This window comes from Deinococcus arcticus (assembly GCF_003028415.1).
GTDB lineage: Bacteria > Deinococcota > Deinococci > Deinococcales > Deinococcaceae > Deinococcus > Deinococcus arcticus.
In genome coordinates this window covers 15,499-34,784 of the sequence record NZ_PYSV01000009.1, presented here as the reverse complement: position 1 = coordinate 34,784, position 19,286 = coordinate 15,499, and the positions used below count along the sequence as shown (strand labels likewise).

Sequence of the window (19,286 nt, the reverse complement as noted above, 5' to 3'; positions counted from 1 at the left end):
CCGGGAGCGCGCCTTCAAGAAGAATCCCGGGGGCCCGCTCAGCCGTGTGGGGGCCCCTCAGCAGTGCTGGCAAAGGGGAGCGGCAGGGCGCGCCCAAGCAAATTACGTGCCGTTCCCGCGCTTCCCCTCACCCGCCCCGGTTTTGTCTCCAAAGCGCCGCTCGGTCCCGGCCTGCAAGCGGCGCACGTTGTCGCGGTGCTGCCAGGCCAGCAGCAGGCTCAGACCCGTGATGACCACGCCCAGCCACAGAGGGCCAACCACGAAACACACGAAAGCGGCCGTCACGGCCCCCAGAATGCTGCCCAGCGACACGAAGCGGGTCAGCCACACGCTCAGCACGAACAGCAGGGCGGCCCCCAGGCCCGCCACCGGCAGCAGCGCGGCCATGGTGCCAAACGAGGTGGCCACGCCCTTGCCGCCCCGGAAGCCCAGAAAGGGGCTGAAATTGTGCCCCAGCACGGCGGCCACCCCGCAGGCGGCCATCACCGGCTGGCCCAGATTCAGCCCGGCGGCCACGCCCACCGCCAGCGCACCTTTCAGGATGTCAAAGGCCGCCACCGCCAGCGCCGGGCCGTTGCCCAGGGCGCGCTGCACGTTGGTGGCGCCGCTGTTGCCGCTGCCCACCGTGCGGATATCCACCCCACGGGCGCGCGCCACCCAGGCCGCCGCCGGAATGGCCCCCAGCAGGTAGGAAAGAAAAACCGTCAGGACGGCAAGCAGGCTCACGGGCGCATGATAGGGGATGGGCCCAGTTTGGACTGACTTCACACAGAGGCGCCGCGCCGCGCCGGCTTGCCGCCCGGCGTGCCAGTTGCGCCTGCATTGATTTTCTGCCCCCGACCCGCTAGGCTGCTGTGCGCTGGAACGGTGTCCGAGTGGTTGAAGGAGCACGCCTGGAAAGCGTGTATAGGTGCAAGCTTATCGAGGGTTCGAATCCCTCCCGTTCCGCCACAGCGGCGCCCCCTCCGGGGGCGTTTGTTCGTTAGGGGGGTGGCTGGCGGCCAGCGGCAGCGGGGCGTACACTGGCCGCACCCACCATGACCCGGCCCGCGCCCCCCACGGATGATGCCTCTGGGCTGCTGGGCGCCCTGCTGGACGAGGCCGAGGAGCTGCGCAACGTGCGGCCTGAACTGGCCTACGCCCTGGCGCAGCGCGTCCTGGGCCGCCTGGATGAGGGCCTGGGCAGCCCTACCGCTGCGCGCGCCCTGTTTCTGATGGGCGTGGCGCAGTACGAACACAAGGAACCCCACCGGGCGCTGCGCCTGCTGAACACCGCCGCTGCCCAGGCCCAGCGCCTGGGCAGCGAGGCGCTGGAGGTGCGCGCCCTGAACGCCGTGGCCCTGGTGCTGACCGATCTGGGCGATTTTGGGCGCGCGGTGGGGCTGCACCTGAGCAACCTGGAGCGCACCCGCACCCGGGGCGACGCGCCGGGGCAGCTGCGGGCGCTGGTGAACCTGAGTGCGCTGCACGCCGACGCCTTTGAGCGCGACCTCGCGCTGCGCTACGCCCGCGAGGCGGTGGCGCTGGCCCAGAAGACCGGCCTGCCGGAATTCGAGGTGCAGGCCCAGAACGCCCTGGGCGTGGTGCACAGCCGCGCCGGGCAGCACCCGGCGGCGCTGACGGTCTTTGAGCGCGCGCTGCTGCAGGTGCGCCGCCACGGCCTGTATGCCTTTGAAGCGCTGGTGCTGGGCGGGCTGTTTGGCAGCCTGTGCGCCCTGTCGCGCCCGGCCGAGGTGCTGGCCCGCGCCCGCGAGCTGGACCTGAAGGTGCACCCCGCCTTACCGGTGCTGGCGCAGTTTCGCCTGAACCTCGCGCTGGGGCGCGCCCACGCCGCCTGTGGAGCCCCGGACGCCGCCGATCCCTTTGTGGGTGCGGCCCTGACCCTGGCCCAGGGGGCCAGCTTGACGCGCGAGGCCGCCGAGGCGCACGCGGCCCTGGCCGAGGTGCGCCGCGCCCAGGGCCAGCTGGACGTCGCCCTGGCGCACCTGGAAGCGGCCCGCACCCTGGACCGCGCGCAGCTGGACGCCGCCGGCGAGCAGCGCGCGCAGCTGCTCAAGGCGCAACTGGCTGCCGAGCGCGAGCGCGCCCGCACCCGTGAGTTGCAGGCGGTGCAGGTGGCCCTGCGCCACCAGGCGGTGCATGATCCGCTGACCGGCCTGGCCAACCGCGCGGGGCTGCAGGCCCGCCTGAACGCGCTGCTGGCGGCCCGGCAGCCCTTTGGCCTGCTGTTTACCGATCTGGACGAGTTCAAGCGCGTGAACGACACCCTGGGCCACGACGCGGGCGACACCCTGCTGCGGCAGGTGGCCGGACGGTTGCAGGCGCTGGTGGGCGAGGACGCGGCGCGCTTTGGCGGCGACGAGTTCATTGTGCTGTTTCCCCTGGGGACCGAGGGGGCCGGGCTGTGGGAGCGCGCCCAGCGGGTGCTGACCGAACTGGGCGCGCCGCTGTGGCTGGACGGGCGCGCCATGACCCTGCGCGTCTCGGGCGGGCTGGTGGCCTACCCCACCGACGGCGACGACGCCTCCACGCTGCTGCGCCGCGCCGACACTGCCATGTATGTGGCCAAGCGCACCCAGCGCCATCTGGTGCGCTACCAGCCTGCCTTCGAGCGCGAAGTGACCGAGCGGCTGGACCTGGATCAGGCGCTGCGCCGCGCGCTGGCCCGCCAGGAATTCCGGGTGGCCTACCAGCCGGTGTGCGACCTGAAAACGGGCCTGCCGGTGGGTGCCGAGGCCCTGGTGCGCTGGGAGCGGCCCGGGGTGGGGCTGGTCAGCCCGGCGCAGTTTATCGGCGTGGCCGAGGACAACGGCCTGATTCGCCCGCTGGGCGAGTGGGTGCTGCGCGAGGCATGCCGGCAGGCGGGGCTGTGGCGCGCGTCGGGGCTGGGGCTGCTGTCGGTGGCGGTGAATGTCTCGCCAGTGCAACTGGCCGACCCTGGATTTACCGGCGCCGTGGAAGCGGCGCTGACCGACTTTGCCCTGCCGCCGCGCGCCCTGAGCCTGGAGGTGACCGAGCAGGTGGCGGTGACTGACTTGCGCGAGGCCGGGCAGCGCCTCTCCGCGCTGCGGGGCCTGGGTGTGCGCATCAGCCTGGACGACTTTGGCACCGGGCAGAGCAGCCTGGCGGTGCTGCGCCACCTGCCCATCGACACGTTGAAGCTGGACCAGTCATTCGTGCGTGACGTGCCCGGCGAGCCTGCCGCCCAGGCGGTGATTTCGGCGCTGCTGACTTTAACGGCTGGGCTGGGGCTGCATGTGGTGGCCGAGGGCGTGGAGACCCAGGCGCACCGCGAGGCCCTGCTGGGCCTGGGGGGCGGCGCGGCCCAGGGCTACGCCTTTTCCCCGCCCCTGCCCCCCGACGCTTTTCAGCGCTGGTGGCTGGCGCAGATGGACTGAGGGGCACGGCGACCCCACCGTTGGCCACAACGGTTCAGGCCGAGCCGTGCGCGAAGGCACAACACGGCTTGGGCGTGCAAGGCCGTGGCCCGTGGTGCGGACCAGGGCCACAGCCTGCGGCGTGGTTGCCTCCCCACTGGGCGCACAAAAAGAACAGAATTTTGGACTGCGGGCTCTAGGCAGGGGGGCGGCGGGTCGGGTAGCCTGACGCCTGCAACCCACAATCCACGCCCGGGCCGGCCCCCTGTTGCTGGCCACCTCGCCGCTGTGACCGGAGGTTTTCATGCCTGTTCGTCCTGTCCGTTTTGCCCATGCCCTGCTGCTGTGCGGCCTGCTGGCGGCCTGCGCGCCTCAACCGGCTCCGTCCGTGCAGACCAGCGCCATTCCGGGTGGCTTCAGTGAAGCGCTGCTGGCCCTCAGTCCGGCAGCCACCCCGGGGCTGGTGGCCCAGGCGGCCGCCTGCCCCACGCAGGTGGCCCTGCCCTTCGGGGCCTCGGGGCTGGATACGGGCGTGTACTGGTATTCCAGGGCCGAAACGGGGGCGCCCGGCGGCGTGGGCTGCAAGGCGCGCGGCGACGGCGCTGGCATTGCCGGCTACTACGACCCGGCCCGCCCGGTGCTGATCTTTGTGCACGGCTGGCAAGACGGCAACACGAGGGCCGGCAAGCGCGACTCGTTCTATTTCAGCGAGGCCAACCAGAGCGTGGCCGACGCCTGGATTGCGGCGGGCTGGAACGTGGGCCTGTTTCACTGGACCCAGCTGGCCGACGACGAGGGCACCGGCGGCGTGCCCTACCACGCCCAGGCCAAGATCTGGACCGCCGGCTACACCTACCGCGACGCCCTGGGCCGCACCCAGGACATCCGCATGCGCTACCGCCGCCCAGACGGCACCTATACGCAGGTGGGCACGCCCACAGTCAGCGCGGGCGCGCTGTTTTACACCGCCTACAAGAGCGCCCTGTCCGCCTGGACCTACAGCGGCCCGGAGCGCGTGCGGGTCATGGGCCACTCACTGGGCGCCCAGATGGCCCTGGCCCTGGCCGAACAGGCGTACGCCGACCCCGGCCTGAGCGCCGCCAGACGCCCGGGGCGCCTGGTTCTGGCCGATCCCTACTGGTCGCCGGCCAGCCCCGGCTCGGGCCACACCTACAGCTTCCTGAGCCCCGACGCCACCCCGGCCGCCCGCAGCGCCCGCATTGCCCAGAGCCTGAAGCAAAGTGGCGCGGCGGTGGAATGGATCAAATCCAGTCGCCTGCTGGACCTGGGGGGCGACAACAACCTGAACATGGCCAAGTTCATCAGCCGCACCGAGATCTTCCCCGAGTACATTTTCGACCTGAACCCGGCCAGCGGTCTGGCGCGCAAGCACGGCGTGGCCCCGCGCTGGTACATGTGGACCCGGTCCTTTGCCCCGAACGGTGCCGTGAGCGCCGCCAATACCCTCACGGGGGCCGTGAGCCGCATGAACAGTGGCGTGCGTTACGACCAGCAGGGCGGGCGCAGCACCGTGAGTCCGGGCGACGACACGTTTGTGAGCGGGCCCAATCCGTAAGGGAAGGGTGTGGGACGTGGGGTGTGGAATGCAGGAAAAGACGGGGTGGGTGGTGGTAAGGCCGCTGCGCAGAAGGTCAAGGAGGGGGGCCGGATAGAGCTCCCCTCCTACAACCTACAGCCCACACCCTACGTCCCCCTCACCCTCCCCGCGCTCACCAGCAGCAGGCCCGGGAGCGCGGCGCAGATCAGGGCCAGGGTGGGGAAGCCAGAGGTCGCAATGACCACACCGCCCAGCAGGGTGCCGGTGCCGGCTGCCACATAGCCCAGGCCGTCGGTCACGCCCTGGGCAGCGGGAAAGCGGGTCAGGGCCTTGCTGCCGCTCACGAAGGCGAGGTTCCAGCCCAGCCCCAGCAGAAACAGGCTGAGGGTCAGCCAGACGGTGCCGGGCAGCGGCGCGGTGAGGGCCGCCGCCGCCAGCAGCGCCGCGCCGCCCACGTAGCCAAAGCGCAGCCCCAGGCGGTCAATCAGGGGGCCGGTGAGCCAGCCAAAGCCGAACATGCCCAGGATGTGCCCGCTGATCAGCGCGGCCACCCCGGCGTGTTCCATGCCCATGTGGTGGGCGCGCAGCGGGGTCAGGCTCATCAGGGTGACCATCAGGCCCTGCGCGGTGGCCAGAGCCAGCGCCGTGGATTTCACGCCGGAAATGGCAAAGGCCGCGCGTAGCCCCAGCCGCGTTCCCGGGGCCTGGGCCGGGGCGCGCAGGGGGCGCCACGCCCGCAGCAGCAGCGCCGCCATGCCCAGCAGGGCGCCCGCCACCAGCCAGCCGGCCACCTCGGCGCTGGTGTTCAGGGCCGCGCCCAGCGCCTCAATGGGCCGGGCCGCCCCGGTAATCACAAACGAGCCGGCCACGCTCATGAGCATCAGGGCGCCCAGGGCGGTGCCCCGGCGGGCATCGGGCACGCTTTCAGCCGCCGCGTACCGGGCCTGCTGATAGCCGCCCTGCGCCGCGCCCATCAGGCCCGCGCCCAGCAGAAACAGCGGCAGGTGCCCGGCGCGCGCCCCGAAAAATCCGGTCAGGGCCCCCACAGTGCCCAGGGCAAAGGCCGCGCTCAGCCCGCTGCGCCGGCCCCGGCGCAGCATCCAGGCCCCAAAGAACCCGGCCGACAGCGCGGCGCACGCACTGATCAGGGTGGCGGGCAACCCGGCCAGCTCTTCAACGCCCAGCTCGCTCATGATCAGGCTGGAGAGCACCGTACTGACTGTGGTGGCGCCGGTGGCCAGGGCCTGGGCGGCGTACAGCGGGGCCAGCCGCCCGGCTTCCAGGGGTGGGGCGTTCAGGGCAGCGTCACTCATGGGCGGGGGCGCCCAGACGGCCAGGGCTGGGCAGACCCACCATGCCGCCCCTCAGGCCCATGTGTGCCGCGGGTGCGGGGCCTGCCTCACGCCTCGCCCTGGGCCTGCCAGCGGGCCTGCACCGCGCCGCGCAGGTACGCGGCGGCGTCCTGGGTGCTGGCGCCGGGGGTAAAGACGCGCCCCACGCCCAGTTCCTGAAGCTGCGGCAGGTCCTGGTCTGGAATGATGCCGCCCCCGAACACGATGATGTCGTCGGCCCCGCGCTCGCGCAGCAGGCCCATCACCTCGCGGAAATAGTGCATGTGGGCCCCGGACAGCACCGACAGGCCAATGGCGTCCACGTCCTCCTGCAGGGCGGCGTTCACGATCATCTCGGCGGTCTGGCGCAGACCGGTGTAAATCACTTCCATGCCGGCGTCGCGCAGGGCGCGGGCCACCACCTTGGCGCCCCGGTCATGGCCATCCATGCCCGGCTTGGCAATCAGTACCCGAATGCGGCGGTCTTCCATAATGTCCTCCTGAACACGCCGGAACAGCCGGCGGGGGTGTCAATGCTGAACAGCCCTGGCGCGGGCCTAACGGGCGTTTGCCGCATTCTACGTGCTGAGAGGCGCTTCGGGCGCGCCGGCGTCCAGGCCCCGCCGCCTGAACGGAATGCAGGGGGACGCACATTCAGAAGGGCGGCCGTCTGGGCCCCCACCTCAGAGAAGAGTCTGTGTGTCCGCTTCATGTCCGGAGGGGGGAACGTGCTCGCTCTGCTGCGCCGCTTTGCCTGTCTGCTCGGCTTGAACCGCTGTTGCGCCGGGTGGGGTCGGCGGTGAAGTCATCACACGGTCATCAGTTTCGCGGTGTACAACCCTCTCATGAATGCCCTGCTCACCAGTCTGACCCTGGCCGCCCTGGCGGCGCCTGCCGCCGCGTCTCCGGTGGGCACCACCTGGACCCTGCAGAGCGTGCAGCTGCCCGGGCGCGCGCCGGTGACCCCTGGCCCGGCCCTGGCCCGCCCCACCCTGCGGCTGGACGCCAGCGGGGGCGCGCTGAAGGTGAGCGGGTCCACCGGCTGCAGCCCGCTGACCGGCAGCGGCACCCTGAACGGGCAGGCCCTGCTGCTGCGCGGTCTGTCGGGGGGAAGCAGCATGAATTGCCCTGACGCGGCCCTGAGCCTGCGCGAGGATTATCTGGCGCTTCTGGCGCGCACCACCCGCTTTGAGCACAGAGGCGGCACCCTGACCCTGGTGGCCGGCGCTGGCCGCCTGACCTTCACCACAGGAGGCGCTGTGAACACCCCGTCTTCACCGGCCAGTTCGTCGCCGCTGGCTGCCCTGGACGGCACCTACGTGGCGCGCGGCCTGAAACTGGGCGCCCAGGACCTGCCCCTGCGCGGCGTGCTGAGCCTGACGGTGAAGGGCCCCGCCCTGAACCTGAGCGGCGTGGTGGGCTGCAACACCCTGCGCGCCCCGGGCACCCGGCTGGCCAGCGGCACGTTTCAGTTCATGCCGGTGGGCGGCACCCGGCTGCTGTGCCCGGCGCCCCAGGCCCAGACCGAGGCGGCCCTGAGCAGCGTGCTGCGTGGCCCCCTGACCCCGGCCCTGAGCGGCACCACCCTGACCCTGACCGGCAAGGCGGGGGTGCTGACCCTGACGCGAATCAGCCCCGCTGCGGGAACGCCGGGCCCGGTCACCCCGCCGGTGGCCGCCCTGCCGCTGGGCACCTACCGCCTGAAGAGCATGAACGGGCAGGCCGCGCCCCAGACCACGCGCCCGGTGGTCCTGATCTTCGAGAATGGCCGGGTGGGCGGGGTGGACGGTTGCAACTCGTTCGGCGCTGCGGCCTCGCTTTCCGCTGATCGCCTGACCGTGAAGGGCGGAGTGACCAGCACCCGCATGCTGTGCCCCGACGACCAGACCGTACCGCTGATCGCGCTGCTGGAAGGCAATCCTGGCCTGAAGGTGGCCGGCAAGACGCTGACCCTGCAGGCCGACGATCAGATCTGGGTGTTCGAGCAGAACTGAAACCAAGGACGGGGGGTGGGCACGCACAGGCCCACCCCCTGTTCCTGCCCTCACGCGGCTTAGCGCGCGGCGCGCTCGATCCGGGTCACCACCCGCTCGCGCCCCAGGGTGGCCAGCAATTCCGGCAGGTCGGGGCTTTCCAGGGTGCCGGCCACTGCCGCGCGCACCGGGGGCATCACCTTGCCCAGCTTCAGGCCCTGTTCCTCGGCGTAGGCGGTGAAGGCCGCCTTGATGCTGGCGGCGTCGAAAGTGGGGAGGTTCTTCAACCGGGCGGCCAGATCGGGCAGCGCGGCGCGCCCGGCCTCAATGGCGGCCTGGGCCTTTTCGGTCACCGGGTAGTCCTCCTGCCAGAAGTAGGGGGTCTTGTCCAGAAATTCGCTGAAGACCTCCATACGCGGGGTCATCAGGCGGGTCACGGCGCGGAAGTAATCGTCTTCGGGCAGCTCTACCTTCTGCCCGGCCAGATAGGCGTGCAGGCGCCGGGCCACCTCGCCTTCTTCCAGCACCTCGCGCAGATACTTGCCGTTGTACCAGCGCAGCTTGTCCAGGCTGAAGACCGGGCCGCCCAGCGTCACGTCTTCCAGGCGGAAGACGCGCTGGAACTCGGCCAGATCGAACACTTCCAGGCCGTCCGGGTGGGTCCAGCCCATGGTCGCCAGGAAATTCAGCATCGCCTCGGGCAAAAAGCCCTGCGCCTGATACCACTCCACGCTGGTGGGATTCTTGCGCTTGCTGATCTTGGACTTGTCGGCGTTGCGCAGCAGGGGCATGTGCGCCCACACGGGTTCATTCCAGCCAAACGCCCGGTACAACAGCACGTGAATGGGCGTGGAGGTGATCCATTCCTCGGCGCGCACCACATGGGTCACGCCCATCAGGCGGTCGTCCACCACGTTCGCCAGGTGATAGGTGGGAAAGCCGTCAGCCTTGAGCAGCACCTTGTCGTCAATCTCGCGGTTCTGAAACTGGATGGGAGCGCGCAGCAGGTCATTCACGACCGTCTCGCCCTCGCGCGGCACCTTCAGGCGAATCACGGCGGCCTCGCCGGCGTCTGCGCGGGCCTGCGCCGCTGCTGGGTCCAGGTCGCGGCTGGGCACGGCGATCACGTGGCCCGCCGCCTGGGCGGCCTCGCGCAGGGTCGTCAGCTCCTCGGGCGTCTCGAAGGCGTAGTAGGCGTGCCCGCTCTGCACCAGCCCCCGGGCGTAGTCGCCGTACAGGTCAAACCGCTCGGACTGGCGGTAGGGCCCGTTCTCCCCGCCCTGCAATGGGCTCTCGTCAGGGGTCAGGCCCAGCCACTGCATCATCTGAAAAATGCGCTGCTCGCTGCTGGCCACGTAGCGGCCCCGGTCGGTGTCCTCGATGCGCAGAATGAATTTGCCGCCGCCCTGGCGCGCCAGGGTGTGGTTGAACAGGCCGATGTAGGCGGTCCCCACATGGGGGTCACCCGTGGGGCTGGGGGCAATGCGGGTCACGACAGACATGGGGCACAGGATACGTGGGCGCCTGCGGGGGCCGCTATCCTCGCTCCCATGCTGCGCGAAGTCACCGACCGCTTTTTTGGGTATTACCCCGGCACCGTGGCGCTGGTCACGGCCGCGCACGGCAACACCCGCAACGTCATGGCGGCGGGCTGGCACACCGCCCTCAGCGCCCAGCCGCCCTTGTACGGGGTGGCGGTGGGCCAGGGGCGCGCCACCCATCTACTGATTCTGGGCAGTGGCAGCTTCGGCGTCAATTTCCTGCCCCTGGCGCGGGCCGGGGCGGTGCAGGGCAGCGGCACCTACAGCCTGCACGGCGGCCACGACAAGCACGCCCTGCTGGCGCTGCCCACCCTGGACACGCAGCCGCTGGCCCTGCAGGGCGCCTACCTGCACTACACCTGCCGCGTGACCCAGGTGCTGCCCACCGGCGACCACGACCTGATCGTGGGCGAGGTGCAGGCCGTGCACTACGACCCGGATGCCTACGACGCCCAGGGGCTGCTGATCGCCCCGCCCGCCATCTACCTGGGCCGCAGCGTGTACACCACCACCGCCCAGGACCGCGTGACGCATGGCCCATGAGGTGGCCCTGTGGGCCCAGGACGGCCGGCGGGTGTGGCGCGAACCCGGGGGCGGCTGGCTCTCGGTGCCCCTGGCGCCCGATCAGCCCCTGGACGCGGCGCTGACGGCGGCGCTGGGGCCAGTATGGGTGCTGCATGACGGCGGGCACCTGTTTGGGCAGGCTGGACTGATTCACGTTCAGGCCCTGACCGGCCGGGCGCCGCCCGGGCAGGGCCACTGGAGTGAGGCCCTGCCGCCCCCATTCCCGCCGCCCGGCCCTGGCAGGGCCCTGGCTGGCCGGTGCAGGTGACCGGGCTGGCCGACGACCTGCTGCGCGGCGCGGGCCTGTGCCGCCAGGGCCCGCTGCGGCTGCACTTCGCCACGGACCTGACCGCCACCCATACCCTGCACACCAGTCAGGGCCCGGCGTGGCTGAAGGTGAGTGACACTGGCCAGGAAGCGCGTCTGACCCGGCACCTGGCCGCGCAGCACCCGACCCTGGTACCCCCGCTGCTGGGGGCCGATCCGCAGCGCGGCGCCCTGCTGACCGGTGACGGCGGCACGTTGCTGGACGGGGTGGGTGACCTGGGCGCCTGGACCGGGGCGCTGGAACGGTTGGCCCGATTTCAGTGCGCAACCGATGCGGCGGCTCTGGCCGCGCACGGAGCGCCCGCGCTGCCCCTGGCCCAGATGACCGAACGGGTGGACGCCCTGCTGGGGGACCTCGCGGCGCTGCGCGGCTGGGGGCTGTCGGCCCAGGAGGTGACCACGCTCCAGGCCGCCCGGGCCCAGATTCGCGCCGCCTTTCTTGACTTGCACCAGCACGGCTTACCCGATTTGCCGGCGCACGGCGACGCGCATCCTCGCAACGTCCTGCACAGCGCGGCGCGCGGGCCGGTGTGGTTTGACTGGAGTGAAGCGGCCAGCGCCGCGCACCCCTTCATGGACGCGGGGTGGTTTCTGGCCTTCGCCCTGCACCCCAGCCGCGCCGGCTTGCCGGTCTGGCAGGCACACGACGCGGCGGACCGGATGGCGGGCACCTACCTGCACGCCCTGGGCGCCCCGGACGCCGCGCCGCTGCTGCACCGCGCGCTGCCGCTGGCCCTGCTGCACCGCGCGGCGGTGTACGACGTGGCCTTTCGGAACTGGCAGGGCACCGTGCCAGGGGTGCGGCCCAACTACGTGCCGTATTAAGTCCCTCGCTGTTGATCTTCAGATCAACCGAGCGGAGCGAGAAGCGAACACAGTGCCTCGCCCCGGGAATGGAAACGTTTCTGCGCCCTTCTGAAACGTTGCAATGAGAGGGGCGAGGCACTTGGCTGCGGCTGGCTGCCCGGGCGCTGGGGCGCCTGACCTGACCGGAGGCCGCTGGCCGCAGTCCGGCTCTTTCGTTCCCTTGCCCAGGCCCCCCAGTGGGCGGGGCTGCGCCTGTGTAATGAACCTCACGTTGGCCGACCGCGCACTGACGCCCCAGCTCCATCCTGCGCCCATGACGTTCCGACGCCTTGGTCTGACCCTGCTGACTCTCTGTGCGCCGCCGGCGGTGGCCGTGTCCGTGGGCATTGGCGGTGAAATCCGCAATCCCCAGGCGCTGGCCCGCGTGGGCGGGCAGGACGTGCGCATTCTGCTCACCAACCTCAGCGAGGGCTGGCTGCTGGGCGCCGGGCCGGTGTCCGGGGCGCGCTTCAATATCGCCATTCCCGAAGCCTTCAAGCCCCCCGTGCGTCCGCTGGACCTGTGTGCCGGGGTGCGGGTCAGCCCGGGCGGCGCGCGCACCTACACGGCCGAGACGCTGCTGGCTTACCACGCCCCCAGCGGCAGCCTGGCAACCATCATTCAGGCGGATCATCCCACCACCCCCACCCGGCGCGGGCAGTGGATGTACAGCGACCGCACCGTGACCATCAAGGGGCGCTGCGCGGGCCTGAACACCTACTACAACCTCACGCTGCGCCAGGGCTGGACCGGGGTGATGACGGTTTCGCGCGAAGGCCGCTTTGAGGTCACGAACGCGGCGGCCCGCCTGCCCTACTGGGTACAGCCGGTGATGACCCGCGCCGCCCGCGCCACCTTTCCGGCCCTGTTCAGCGGCCAGCGCAGCGCCTTCAACGTTCGCTGAGCTCGGGCGCCCCCCCGGCGGCGACCGGTCTGGCCGCGTCCCGGCCCCGGGGCACATCACGCACGCCCCGGCGCCCAAATGAATGGGCCAGGTCACGCTCGGGCAGGCGCAGGGCGGTGGGGCGGCCGTGGGGACAGGCCCAGGGCTGCTGGCAGGCCGACAGCGCCTGAAGCACCGCCGCGCCGCGCGCGTGGTCCAGCATGCCCGCCTTCAGGGCCGGCGCGCAGGCCAGCCGGGCCAGCACCTCCCGCTGGGGGTCGGGGCCGGTGCCCAGGGCCGCTTCCACAATCTGTTCGTGCAGCCGGGGCACACCCAGGGCCGCCAGGGCGGCGGGCAGGGTGCGCAGCCGCGCCAGCCCGGCGCCAAAATCCTCGATGGTCAGGCCCCACGCCTGCAGTTCGGGGGCGCGTTCCTGCAGCCGGGCCCGCTGTTCCGGGGTCAGGTGCAGCAGTTCAGGCTCGGGCAGGTCCAGGGGTGGGGCGGCGTTCAGGGTGCGCCGCAGGTCCTCGTACAGCGCGCGTTCGTGGGCGGCGTGGGCGTCCACGATCCACAGGTCGCCCTCGCCCTGGGCCAGCAGATACAGGTCCTGATACACGCCCAGCAGGGTCAGCGCCGGAAAGTGCTCGTGGGTGGGCGGGGGCGGCGCAGCGGCGGGCGACAGCGGCGCCGGGGCGGCGCGCGCCAGCGGGTGGCGGCTCAGGGCGCCCTGCACCGCCGCGCGCACCGCCGCCGCCACACCCCCCAGGTCGGCCAGGGCCACCACCTGCTTGGCCGGGTGCACGTTGGGGTTGTGTTCGTCGGGGCCCACCGTCAGGTCCAGCACACACAGGGGCGCGGCGCCGGCAGGCAGCAGTTCGCCGTAGCCCTCGATGACCGCGCGTTCCAGTTCCGGTGGGGCCTGCACGGGGCGGCCATTCACGCTGAAGTGCATGCGGTCGCGCCGGGGCCGCGTGAGTTCGGGGCGCGACACCACGCCGCGCACACCTGCCTGCGCCACCGCCAGCACCCGGTTGGCGTTCAGGGGCCCGTATACGCTGGCCACCGCGCCCCGGTGATCGGCCGGCGCGTGCGTCAGGCGCACCTCGCCGTCCACGCACAGGCGCCAGTGCAGCCCCGGCCAGTGCAGCACGTAGCGCCCCAGCAGGGCGGTGACCTCGCGGGCCTCGGTGGCGGGGGGCGCCTGGGTGCGCAGCCGGGCCGGCAGCCGCGCAAAGAGGCGCCGCACCGTCACCGTCGTGCCCGCCGGGGCGGAGGTCCGCCCCACCTGCACCTCGTCGCCGCAGGCCAGCAGTTCACAGGCGCCCACCTGAGCGGCCGGGCGCGTGACCAGCTGCAACTCGCCCGCCTGCGCCGCCGCCCACAGCGCCTCGCCCCGGAAGCCCAGGGTGGTCACGTGCAGCGCGGCGCCCGTGTCGGGGGCCAGCTTGCTGGTGGCGTGTCTCAGCGGGGCCAGCTCCACGAAGGCGGCTGGAATGCCGCCGCCGTTGTCACGCACCTGCACCAGGGTCAGGCCGCCGCCGTCCAGGTCCACCTCAATGCGGGTGGCGCCCGCGTCCAGCGCGTTGTCCACCAGTTCGCGCACCACGTCCAGCGGGCGTGAAACCACTTCGCCCGCCGCGATCAGACGGGCGACGTGTTCGGGCAGCACGTGAATGGCAGGGGGGGTCATGAACGCCGTCAGGGTAGCGGGTCTGGGGCGGGCCGTTGCTGCCCTGGGTTCCAGTCGGGGCCCCTGCTCCGCCAGCCGCCGGGCCCCCTGTCACGTTGCCGTCAGAGCGCGCCGCCTACGCTGCGGGCCATGACCGGCGGAATGGGCATAGAGGTGCAGGGGTATACCAAGCGCTACGGACGGCACGAAGCGGTCAGGAATCTCAGTTTCGCGGTGGCGCCGGGGCAGGTGTTCGGCCTGCTGGGCAGCAACGGCGCCGGCAAGACCACCACCATCCGCGCCCTGGTGGGCCTGACCCGCCCCAGCAGCGGCACCGTGCAGGTGGCAGGCTTCGATGTCTGGAAGGAGCCGCTGCGCGCCAAGGCGGCGTTCGGGTACATCCCGGACCGCCCCTACCTGTACGGCAAGCTCAGCGCCCGGGAACTGCTGCGCTTCGTGGGCCAGCTCTACCGTGTGCCCGGCGCCGACGCGGCCACCGACCACTGGCTGGACTTCTTCCGCCTGACGGACTTTGGCAACGAACCCGTCGAAACCTATTCCCACGGCATGCGCCAGAAGGTGGCGATCATTGCCGCCCTGCTGCCTGACCCCCCGGTGCTGATTGTGGACGAGCCGATGGTGGGCCTGGACCCCCACGCCGCGCGGCAGGTGCGCGGGCTGTTCCGTGAACACGCCGACCGGGGCCGCACGGTGCTGCTCACCACCCACTCGCTGCCGCTGGCCGAGGCGGTGTGTGACCGGCTGGTGGTGCTGGACCGGGGCCGGGTGCTGGGCCAGGGCACCATGGACGACCTGCGCGCCCGCACCGGCACCGAGGCCGGCGGCGTTCACGGCGACAGCCTGGAGCGCATTTTCTTTCGCCTGCTGGAAGAGGAGCAGGCCGGGCGGGCAGCCCAGGCCCCGGCATGAGCGCGCGGGCGGCGCGGACCCCCAGCCTGTGGGCCCTGAAGGGACTGGCCCTGCGGCGCACCCTGCAGCGCGGGCCCCGCTGGGGGTACGCCCTGGTGGCGGCGCTGGCCCTGGTCCTGCTGAGCGCCGAGGTCTACGGCACCTGGCGGGCCCTGAGCTTTCTGGCGCGCTTTGGCGACATTGGCCTGAATGTGTTTGCGCGCGTGCTCGAAATTGGCCTGATCACCCTGTCCAGCGGCGTGACCTTCAGCGCCACCACGGCCGCCATCTCCACGCTGTATCTCAGTGACGACCTGAATTTTCTGCTGGCACAGCCCCTGTCGGCGGTGCGGGTGTTTGCCCTGAAAGTCACCGAAACGTTCCTGAATGCCGCGCTGGTGCCCCTGGCGCTGACCCTGCCGCTGCTGCTGACAGTGGCGGTCTTTTTCCAGGCGCCGCTGTGGGCGTACGCGGTGATGGGACTGGCCGCCCTGCTGGTCTTTGCCGCGCCGGTGGGGCTGGGGGCGCTGCTGGCGGTGTTCCTGATGCGGGTGGCCCCGGTGGGCCGCGTGCGCGAGGTCAGCACCGCCCTGGGCGTGCTGATCAGCGCGGGGCTGGTGTACGCCATTCGCGCCCTGCGCCCCGAAGTGCTGGTCCAGCGCCTGCAGGACCCCACGAAGGTCGAAGCGGTGCTGCGCGACTTCGGTGGGCCCGGCAGTCCGCTGTTGCCACCGTCGTGGGCGGCGCAGGGCATCTGGCAGGCCGCGCAAGGCACGCTGGCATGGCCCTTGCTGCCCCTGGTCCTGCTGACGGCCGGGCTGCTGGTGGCCGCCACCCTGCTGGCCGCGCACGCCTACCAGGAGGGCTGGGCCCGCGCGCTGGATTCCAGCACCCCGAAGCTGGACCCTGCCCCCCGCCGCGCAGGACCCCTGGAGCGCCTGCTGGGCCGCCTGGGGCGCGGCGGCAGCCTCGCCGCCAAGGACCTGCGCCTGACCCTGCGCGATCCCACCCAGTGGAGCCAGCTGCTGGTGGTGGTTGCGCTGGCCGGGGTGTATCTGGTGAGCGTGCGCGCGGTGCCCATTCCGGTGCCGCAGTTTCGGGGCATCCTGGGGTATATCCAGCTGGCGTTTCAGGGCTTCATCATTGCCGGGGTGGCCGTGCGGCTGGCTTTTCCAGCCGTCTCCACCGAGGGCCGCGCCTACTGGCTGCTGCGCACCGCGCCCATCTCCGCGCGGCAGATCGTGCTGAGTAAGTTTCTGGGCGTGCTGCCCGTCACCCTCATTCTGGGCCTCGTGATGGGGCTGGTCAGTGCAGCGGCCATGGGCCTGGGGCCCACGCTGTTTGCGCTCAGTGCCCTGGTGAGTGTCAGCAACGCGTTTGTCATCACGGCGCTGGGCGTGGGGCTGGGCGCGGCGGCCCCCAGATTCGAGGCTGACAACCCGGCGGAAATTGGCGTGAGCCCCGGCGGCCTGGCCTTTATGGGCCTGAGCCTGCTGTATTCGGTGGTGTGCCTTTTGCTGCTGGCCCGCCCAGCGGCGGCCAGTGTGCTGCGCCCGGAACTGTTTCCGGGGTATTCTGCGCTGTGGACGCTGGAGGGGGGGCTGGGGCTGCTGGGGCTGGCGCTGGCGACCGTGCTGGGCACGTGGCTCAGTTTGCGCCTGGGCTGGGAGCGGCTGGAGCGGTGGGAGTAGGCGGGTGGACGTACGCGCCAGGCAGACCGCCAGCGTGCGCCCCACGCGCCACTCATACGAGTTCCGAACAATTCCGTCATGTGTTCCGGAATTGTTCCGACGGGATGGCGAAGAAAAGAATGCGGATGTCCGGAAATTGAAGGAACAGCCCCCTTCTTCACGGATGTAAGGGAAATGGACGGAAGCGTCTGAGCCGCAGAGGCCGGCTGCCCAGGTGACCGCCCCACAACAACCCGCCGCCCCTCTGACAGGGCGGCGGGTCCGTACTCGGGGGCTCAGGCTGGGAACGGAAGGGCGCGCCGCTCAGCTGGCCTGGGCCACGGCCGGGGGCGGGGCGCAGCGGCCCACAGCCTGCACCAGTGCCAGCGTGGGGCGCAGGCAGGGCAGGAACTGGCCCAGAAACACCAGATCATCCTGCAGGGGCAGCAGGTCCAGGCCCTCGCCGGGGCTCAGGGCCTGGGGTGGGGTCAGGGTATACGCGCGGGCCAGCAGCGCACACGCCTGGGGCAACTGCCCGGCGCGGGCCTGGGCGGCGGCCTCGTGGTACAGCTGGGTGGGAGAAGAAGGACTGGGGGCAGGCCGTGGGGTCATGGGTCACGTCTCTGGGGAAAAATGGCGCAGGCAGGGGCAGCTGGGAAGGGGCGCAGCGGCCCGTTTCTGGGGGCAGCATAGCCGCCCATCGGTTATGGTCAGGTTATGGCTGGGGTCAGGGGATTGGGGGCACTGGAGGGGGGTCAGTTTGGGCTGGTCCTGACCGAACTGCGCGGGCGCATGGACCTCTCGCCTGCGGAGCTGGCGGTACTGGGCACAGCGGAACTGGCGCTGGGCGCCTATCCGGAAGCCGAACTGCACCTGTTGCGGCCCCATCTGGCCGGGGAGATGCGGGCGACAGTCGGTTACGGCACGGTTTTGCTGGAGGTGGGCCGCTGGACCCAGGCCCGTGACCATCTGGAGCGGCATGTGGCGGCCCTGAGCCCCGAGTGGGCCGCCGAGGCGCAGCACACGCTGGCCGCGCTGGACCTAGAAGAGGGCTGGTGGGCGCGCGCCGCCGAGCGGGCCGAGGCGGCGGCGCGGGACCTGCTGGCGCTGGGGCTGGAACGCCGCGCCGCCGGGCCGCTGGTCACCATGGCCTGGGCCTGCGCGCGGCACGGGCAGCTGGCCCGCGCCGAGGGCGCCCTGCAGATCGCCCTGAGTGTGCTGCCCGAATACCCCGACCCCGCCGAGCGGGCCATGGCCCTGGCCACCCTGGGCTGGGCCCAGGCGGTGGCGGGGCGCGCAGCGGAGGCGCAGGGGCACCTGGAGCGCGCCAGCCAGTTGCTCAGCACCGAGCAGGTGCACGCCCAGCGCTTTGTGTGGGCCGCGCGCGCCGATGTGGCCGCCTGGACCGGGGACCACGCGGCCGAGCAGGCGCTGGTGGACGCGGTAGCGGCCACCCTGGGCCCGCTGACCCCGCCCGACAGCCGCTGGGGCCGCTGGGTGGGCCTGCGCCGCGTGGCCCTGAGCCGCCGCGCCGGGCAGTGGAGTGCGGCGCTGCGCGGGCTGGCCCTGCTGCCCCCGGGCGCCGAGACCCTGTGGGAGCGCGGCGCGCTGCTGTGCGACCTGGCCGAGGGCCCCGCCGCCACCGAAGCCCTGCAAGCCGCCCTGGCGGCGTTCCGGGCCCGGGGACAGCTGCTGGGCGAGGCGCGGACCCTGGCCGTGCTGTGCCGCGCCGCCGGGCCCCCGGACGCGCCGGACCTGGCCCGGCAGGCCCTGGACGCGGCGCTGCGCAGCCCCCTGCTGCTGCCGGTGCGCGCTGTGCTGGACGAGGTGGCCGCCGCCCTGGCCGGCCAGCCGCTGTCGGCAGCCCTGGGCGCGTATCTGGAGGCCGCGCGGGCGCACGTGCAGCCCCCGGCGCCGCCCCCCACCGTGCAGGTGCAGACCCTGGGGAGCGCGCAGGTGTGGCTATCCGGCCAGCCGGTGCGGGCCCCGGCGGCGCTGCTGGCCTGCCTGGGCCTGTGCGGACCGCTGGACCGCGCTGCCCTGCAGCTGCACCTGTATCCGGACCGGGCACCTGCCGCTGCCAGCAGCGCCGTCAAGCAGGACATCTACCGCTGCCGTCAGGCCCTGGGGCCGCACAGTATCGTCAGTGAGGGCGCGCACCACACCAAGCGCTACCGGCTGGGCCCCGCCTACCACTGGCTGCTGGATGTGGCCGAGGTGCAGCGCGGCGCGGCCAGCCTGGACCCGGTGCGGGCCTTCGGGGGGCGGCGTGGTCCCTTCCTGCCCGGCGTGGATTCCGATTGGAGCCAGGGCGTTCAGGCGCAGCTGGACGCCGCCACCGAGGCCATGGTGCCCGCACTGCTGGCCATCTACCGGCGCGAGGGGCTGACGGCCAACATGGGGCACCTGGTGGCCCAGTTTGCCCAGGTGTACCCCGACCATCCCCGCCTGGCTGAGTTCCGGGTGCTGGCGAGCACCCCGCTGGAAACGTCCGCTGGCTGAGGTTCCGGGAGAAGTGGGCGCAAGTGGCCACGGCGCGGGGGCCAGACGAAAGGCCCGCGTCCCGGAGAGCAGGGGAGAGGGCGCCATATAGCCCCAGGGCCGCCCCGCTTTCGTTCCTCGCCTACGCGACCGCCTG

16 protein-coding genes and 1 tRNA gene are annotated in these 19,286 nt (G+C 72.0%); 11 read left to right on the top strand and 6 right to left on the bottom strand.

Annotated features, from left to right (window positions below):
* Nucleotides 1–102: 102 nt before the first annotated feature.
* On the bottom strand, nucleotides 103–726 hold the full coding sequence (plsY, locus tag C8263_RS10385; protein ID WP_107138059.1) for a glycerol-3-phosphate 1-O-acyltransferase PlsY: 624 nt from the start codon (nucleotides 724–726) through the stop codon (nucleotides 103–105).
* A gap of 135 nt (nucleotides 727–861) precedes the next feature.
* Here plsY and C8263_RS10380 point away from each other — a divergent pair.
* The 3 genes from C8263_RS10380 to C8263_RS10370 all read left to right on the top strand — a co-directional run bounded on the left by C8263_RS10380 (nucleotide 862) and on the right by C8263_RS10370 (nucleotide 4,953).
* Nucleotides 862–951: transfer RNA gene (locus tag C8263_RS10380), tRNA-Ser, on the top strand.
* A gap of 86 nt (nucleotides 952–1,037) precedes the next feature.
* A complete protein-coding gene (locus C8263_RS10375; RefSeq protein WP_107138058.1) occupies nucleotides 1,038–3,398 on the top strand; it encodes an EAL domain-containing protein in 2,361 nt (786 codons plus the stop codon).
* Between the two features lie 283 nt (nucleotides 3,399–3,681).
* Nucleotides 3,682–4,953 (top strand): hypothetical protein, encoded by a 1,272-nt coding sequence (locus C8263_RS10370; protein WP_146160650.1) that lies wholly within the window; start codon nucleotides 3,682–3,684, stop codon nucleotides 4,951–4,953.
* 128 nt (nucleotides 4,954–5,081) lie between these two features.
* Here the strand turns inward: C8263_RS10370 and C8263_RS10365 are convergent, their stop codons facing one another.
* Together C8263_RS10365 and C8263_RS10360 are read right to left on the bottom strand one after the other, a co-directional pair.
* The gene (locus tag C8263_RS10365; RefSeq protein ID WP_107138056.1) at nucleotides 5,082–6,248 is read right to left on the bottom strand and encodes an MFS transporter; all 1,167 of its coding nucleotides are present in this window, start codon (nucleotides 6,246–6,248) and stop codon (nucleotides 5,082–5,084) included.
* Nucleotides 6,249–6,334: 86 nt separating this feature from the next.
* The gene (locus C8263_RS10360) at nucleotides 6,335–6,757 is read right to left on the bottom strand and encodes a cobalamin B12-binding domain-containing protein (protein WP_107138055.1); all 423 of its coding nucleotides are present in this window, start codon (nucleotides 6,755–6,757) and stop codon (nucleotides 6,335–6,337) included.
* Nucleotides 6,758–7,111: 354 nt separating this feature from the next.
* On the opposite strand from C8263_RS10360, the gene C8263_RS10355 reads away from it, so the two are divergent.
* Nucleotides 7,112–8,260, top strand: coding sequence for an META domain-containing protein (locus C8263_RS10355; RefSeq protein ID WP_107138054.1), 1,149 nt, complete (start codon nucleotides 7,112–7,114; stop codon nucleotides 8,258–8,260).
* A 59-nt stretch (nucleotides 8,261–8,319) separates the two neighbouring features.
* Here the strand turns inward: C8263_RS10355 and gltX are convergent, their stop codons facing one another.
* A complete protein-coding gene (gene gltX, locus C8263_RS10350) occupies nucleotides 8,320–9,741 on the bottom strand; it encodes a glutamate--tRNA ligase (RefSeq protein ID WP_107138053.1) in 1,422 nt (473 codons plus the stop codon).
* Nucleotides 9,742–9,789: 48 nt separating this feature from the next.
* Between gltX and C8263_RS10345 the strand changes: the two genes are divergently transcribed.
* The 4 genes from C8263_RS10345 (at nucleotide 9,790) to C8263_RS10330 (ending at nucleotide 12,421) form a co-directional block, all read left to right on the top strand.
* The gene (locus C8263_RS10345) at nucleotides 9,790–10,323 is read left to right on the top strand and encodes a flavin reductase family protein (RefSeq protein WP_107138052.1); all 534 of its coding nucleotides are present in this window, start codon (nucleotides 9,790–9,792) and stop codon (nucleotides 10,321–10,323) included.
* Nucleotides 10,313–10,612 carry a hypothetical protein gene (locus tag C8263_RS10340; RefSeq protein WP_107138051.1) on the top strand — a complete coding sequence of 100 codons (300 nt, stop codon included), beginning with the start codon at nucleotides 10,313–10,315 and terminating at the stop codon, nucleotides 10,610–10,612. Before C8263_RS10345 ends, C8263_RS10340 begins: the two co-directional genes overlap by 11 nt.
* Nucleotides 10,609–11,496 (top strand): phosphotransferase, encoded by an 888-nt coding sequence (locus C8263_RS10335; protein WP_158263783.1) that lies wholly within the window; start codon nucleotides 10,609–10,611, stop codon nucleotides 11,494–11,496. Before C8263_RS10340 ends, C8263_RS10335 begins: the two co-directional genes overlap by 4 nt.
* 295 nt (nucleotides 11,497–11,791) lie before the next feature.
* Complete coding sequence (locus tag C8263_RS10330) at nucleotides 11,792–12,421, top strand: hypothetical protein (RefSeq protein WP_107138150.1); 630 nt, start codon at nucleotides 11,792–11,794, stop codon at nucleotides 12,419–12,421.
* Here C8263_RS10330 and mutL read toward each other — a convergent pair.
* Nucleotides 12,408–14,090, bottom strand: coding sequence for a DNA mismatch repair endonuclease MutL (gene mutL, locus C8263_RS10325; protein ID WP_107138049.1), 1,683 nt, complete (start codon nucleotides 14,088–14,090; stop codon nucleotides 12,408–12,410). The two genes, C8263_RS10330 and mutL, sit on opposite strands and share 14 nt — an antisense overlap.
* Nucleotides 14,091–14,219: 129 nt before the next feature.
* Here mutL and C8263_RS10320 point away from each other — a divergent pair, with 129 nt between their 5' ends.
* Together C8263_RS10320 and C8263_RS10315 are read left to right on the top strand one after the other, a co-directional pair.
* On the top strand, nucleotides 14,220–14,999 hold the full coding sequence (locus C8263_RS10320) for an ABC transporter ATP-binding protein (RefSeq protein ID WP_233218757.1): 780 nt from the start codon (nucleotides 14,220–14,222) through the stop codon (nucleotides 14,997–14,999).
* Nucleotides 14,996–16,669 (top strand): putative ABC transporter permease subunit, encoded by a 1,674-nt coding sequence (locus tag C8263_RS10315; protein ID WP_107138048.1) that lies wholly within the window; start codon nucleotides 14,996–14,998, stop codon nucleotides 16,667–16,669. The genes C8263_RS10320 and C8263_RS10315 overlap by 4 nt, the downstream gene beginning before the upstream one ends.
* A 303-nt stretch (nucleotides 16,670–16,972) precedes the next feature.
* Here C8263_RS10315 and C8263_RS10310 read toward each other — a convergent pair whose 3' ends face one another.
* Nucleotides 16,973–17,260: a hypothetical protein gene (locus C8263_RS10310; protein WP_107138047.1), complete on the bottom strand. Its 288-nt coding sequence runs from the start codon at nucleotides 17,258–17,260 to the stop codon at nucleotides 16,973–16,975.
* Nucleotides 17,261–17,365: 105 nt separating this feature from the next.
* Between C8263_RS10310 and C8263_RS10305 the strand changes: the two genes are divergently transcribed.
* Nucleotides 17,366–19,150: an AfsR/SARP family transcriptional regulator gene (locus C8263_RS10305; RefSeq protein ID WP_146160649.1), complete on the top strand. Its 1,785-nt coding sequence runs from the start codon at nucleotides 17,366–17,368 to the stop codon at nucleotides 19,148–19,150.
* Nucleotides 19,151–19,286 lie beyond the last annotated feature (136 nt).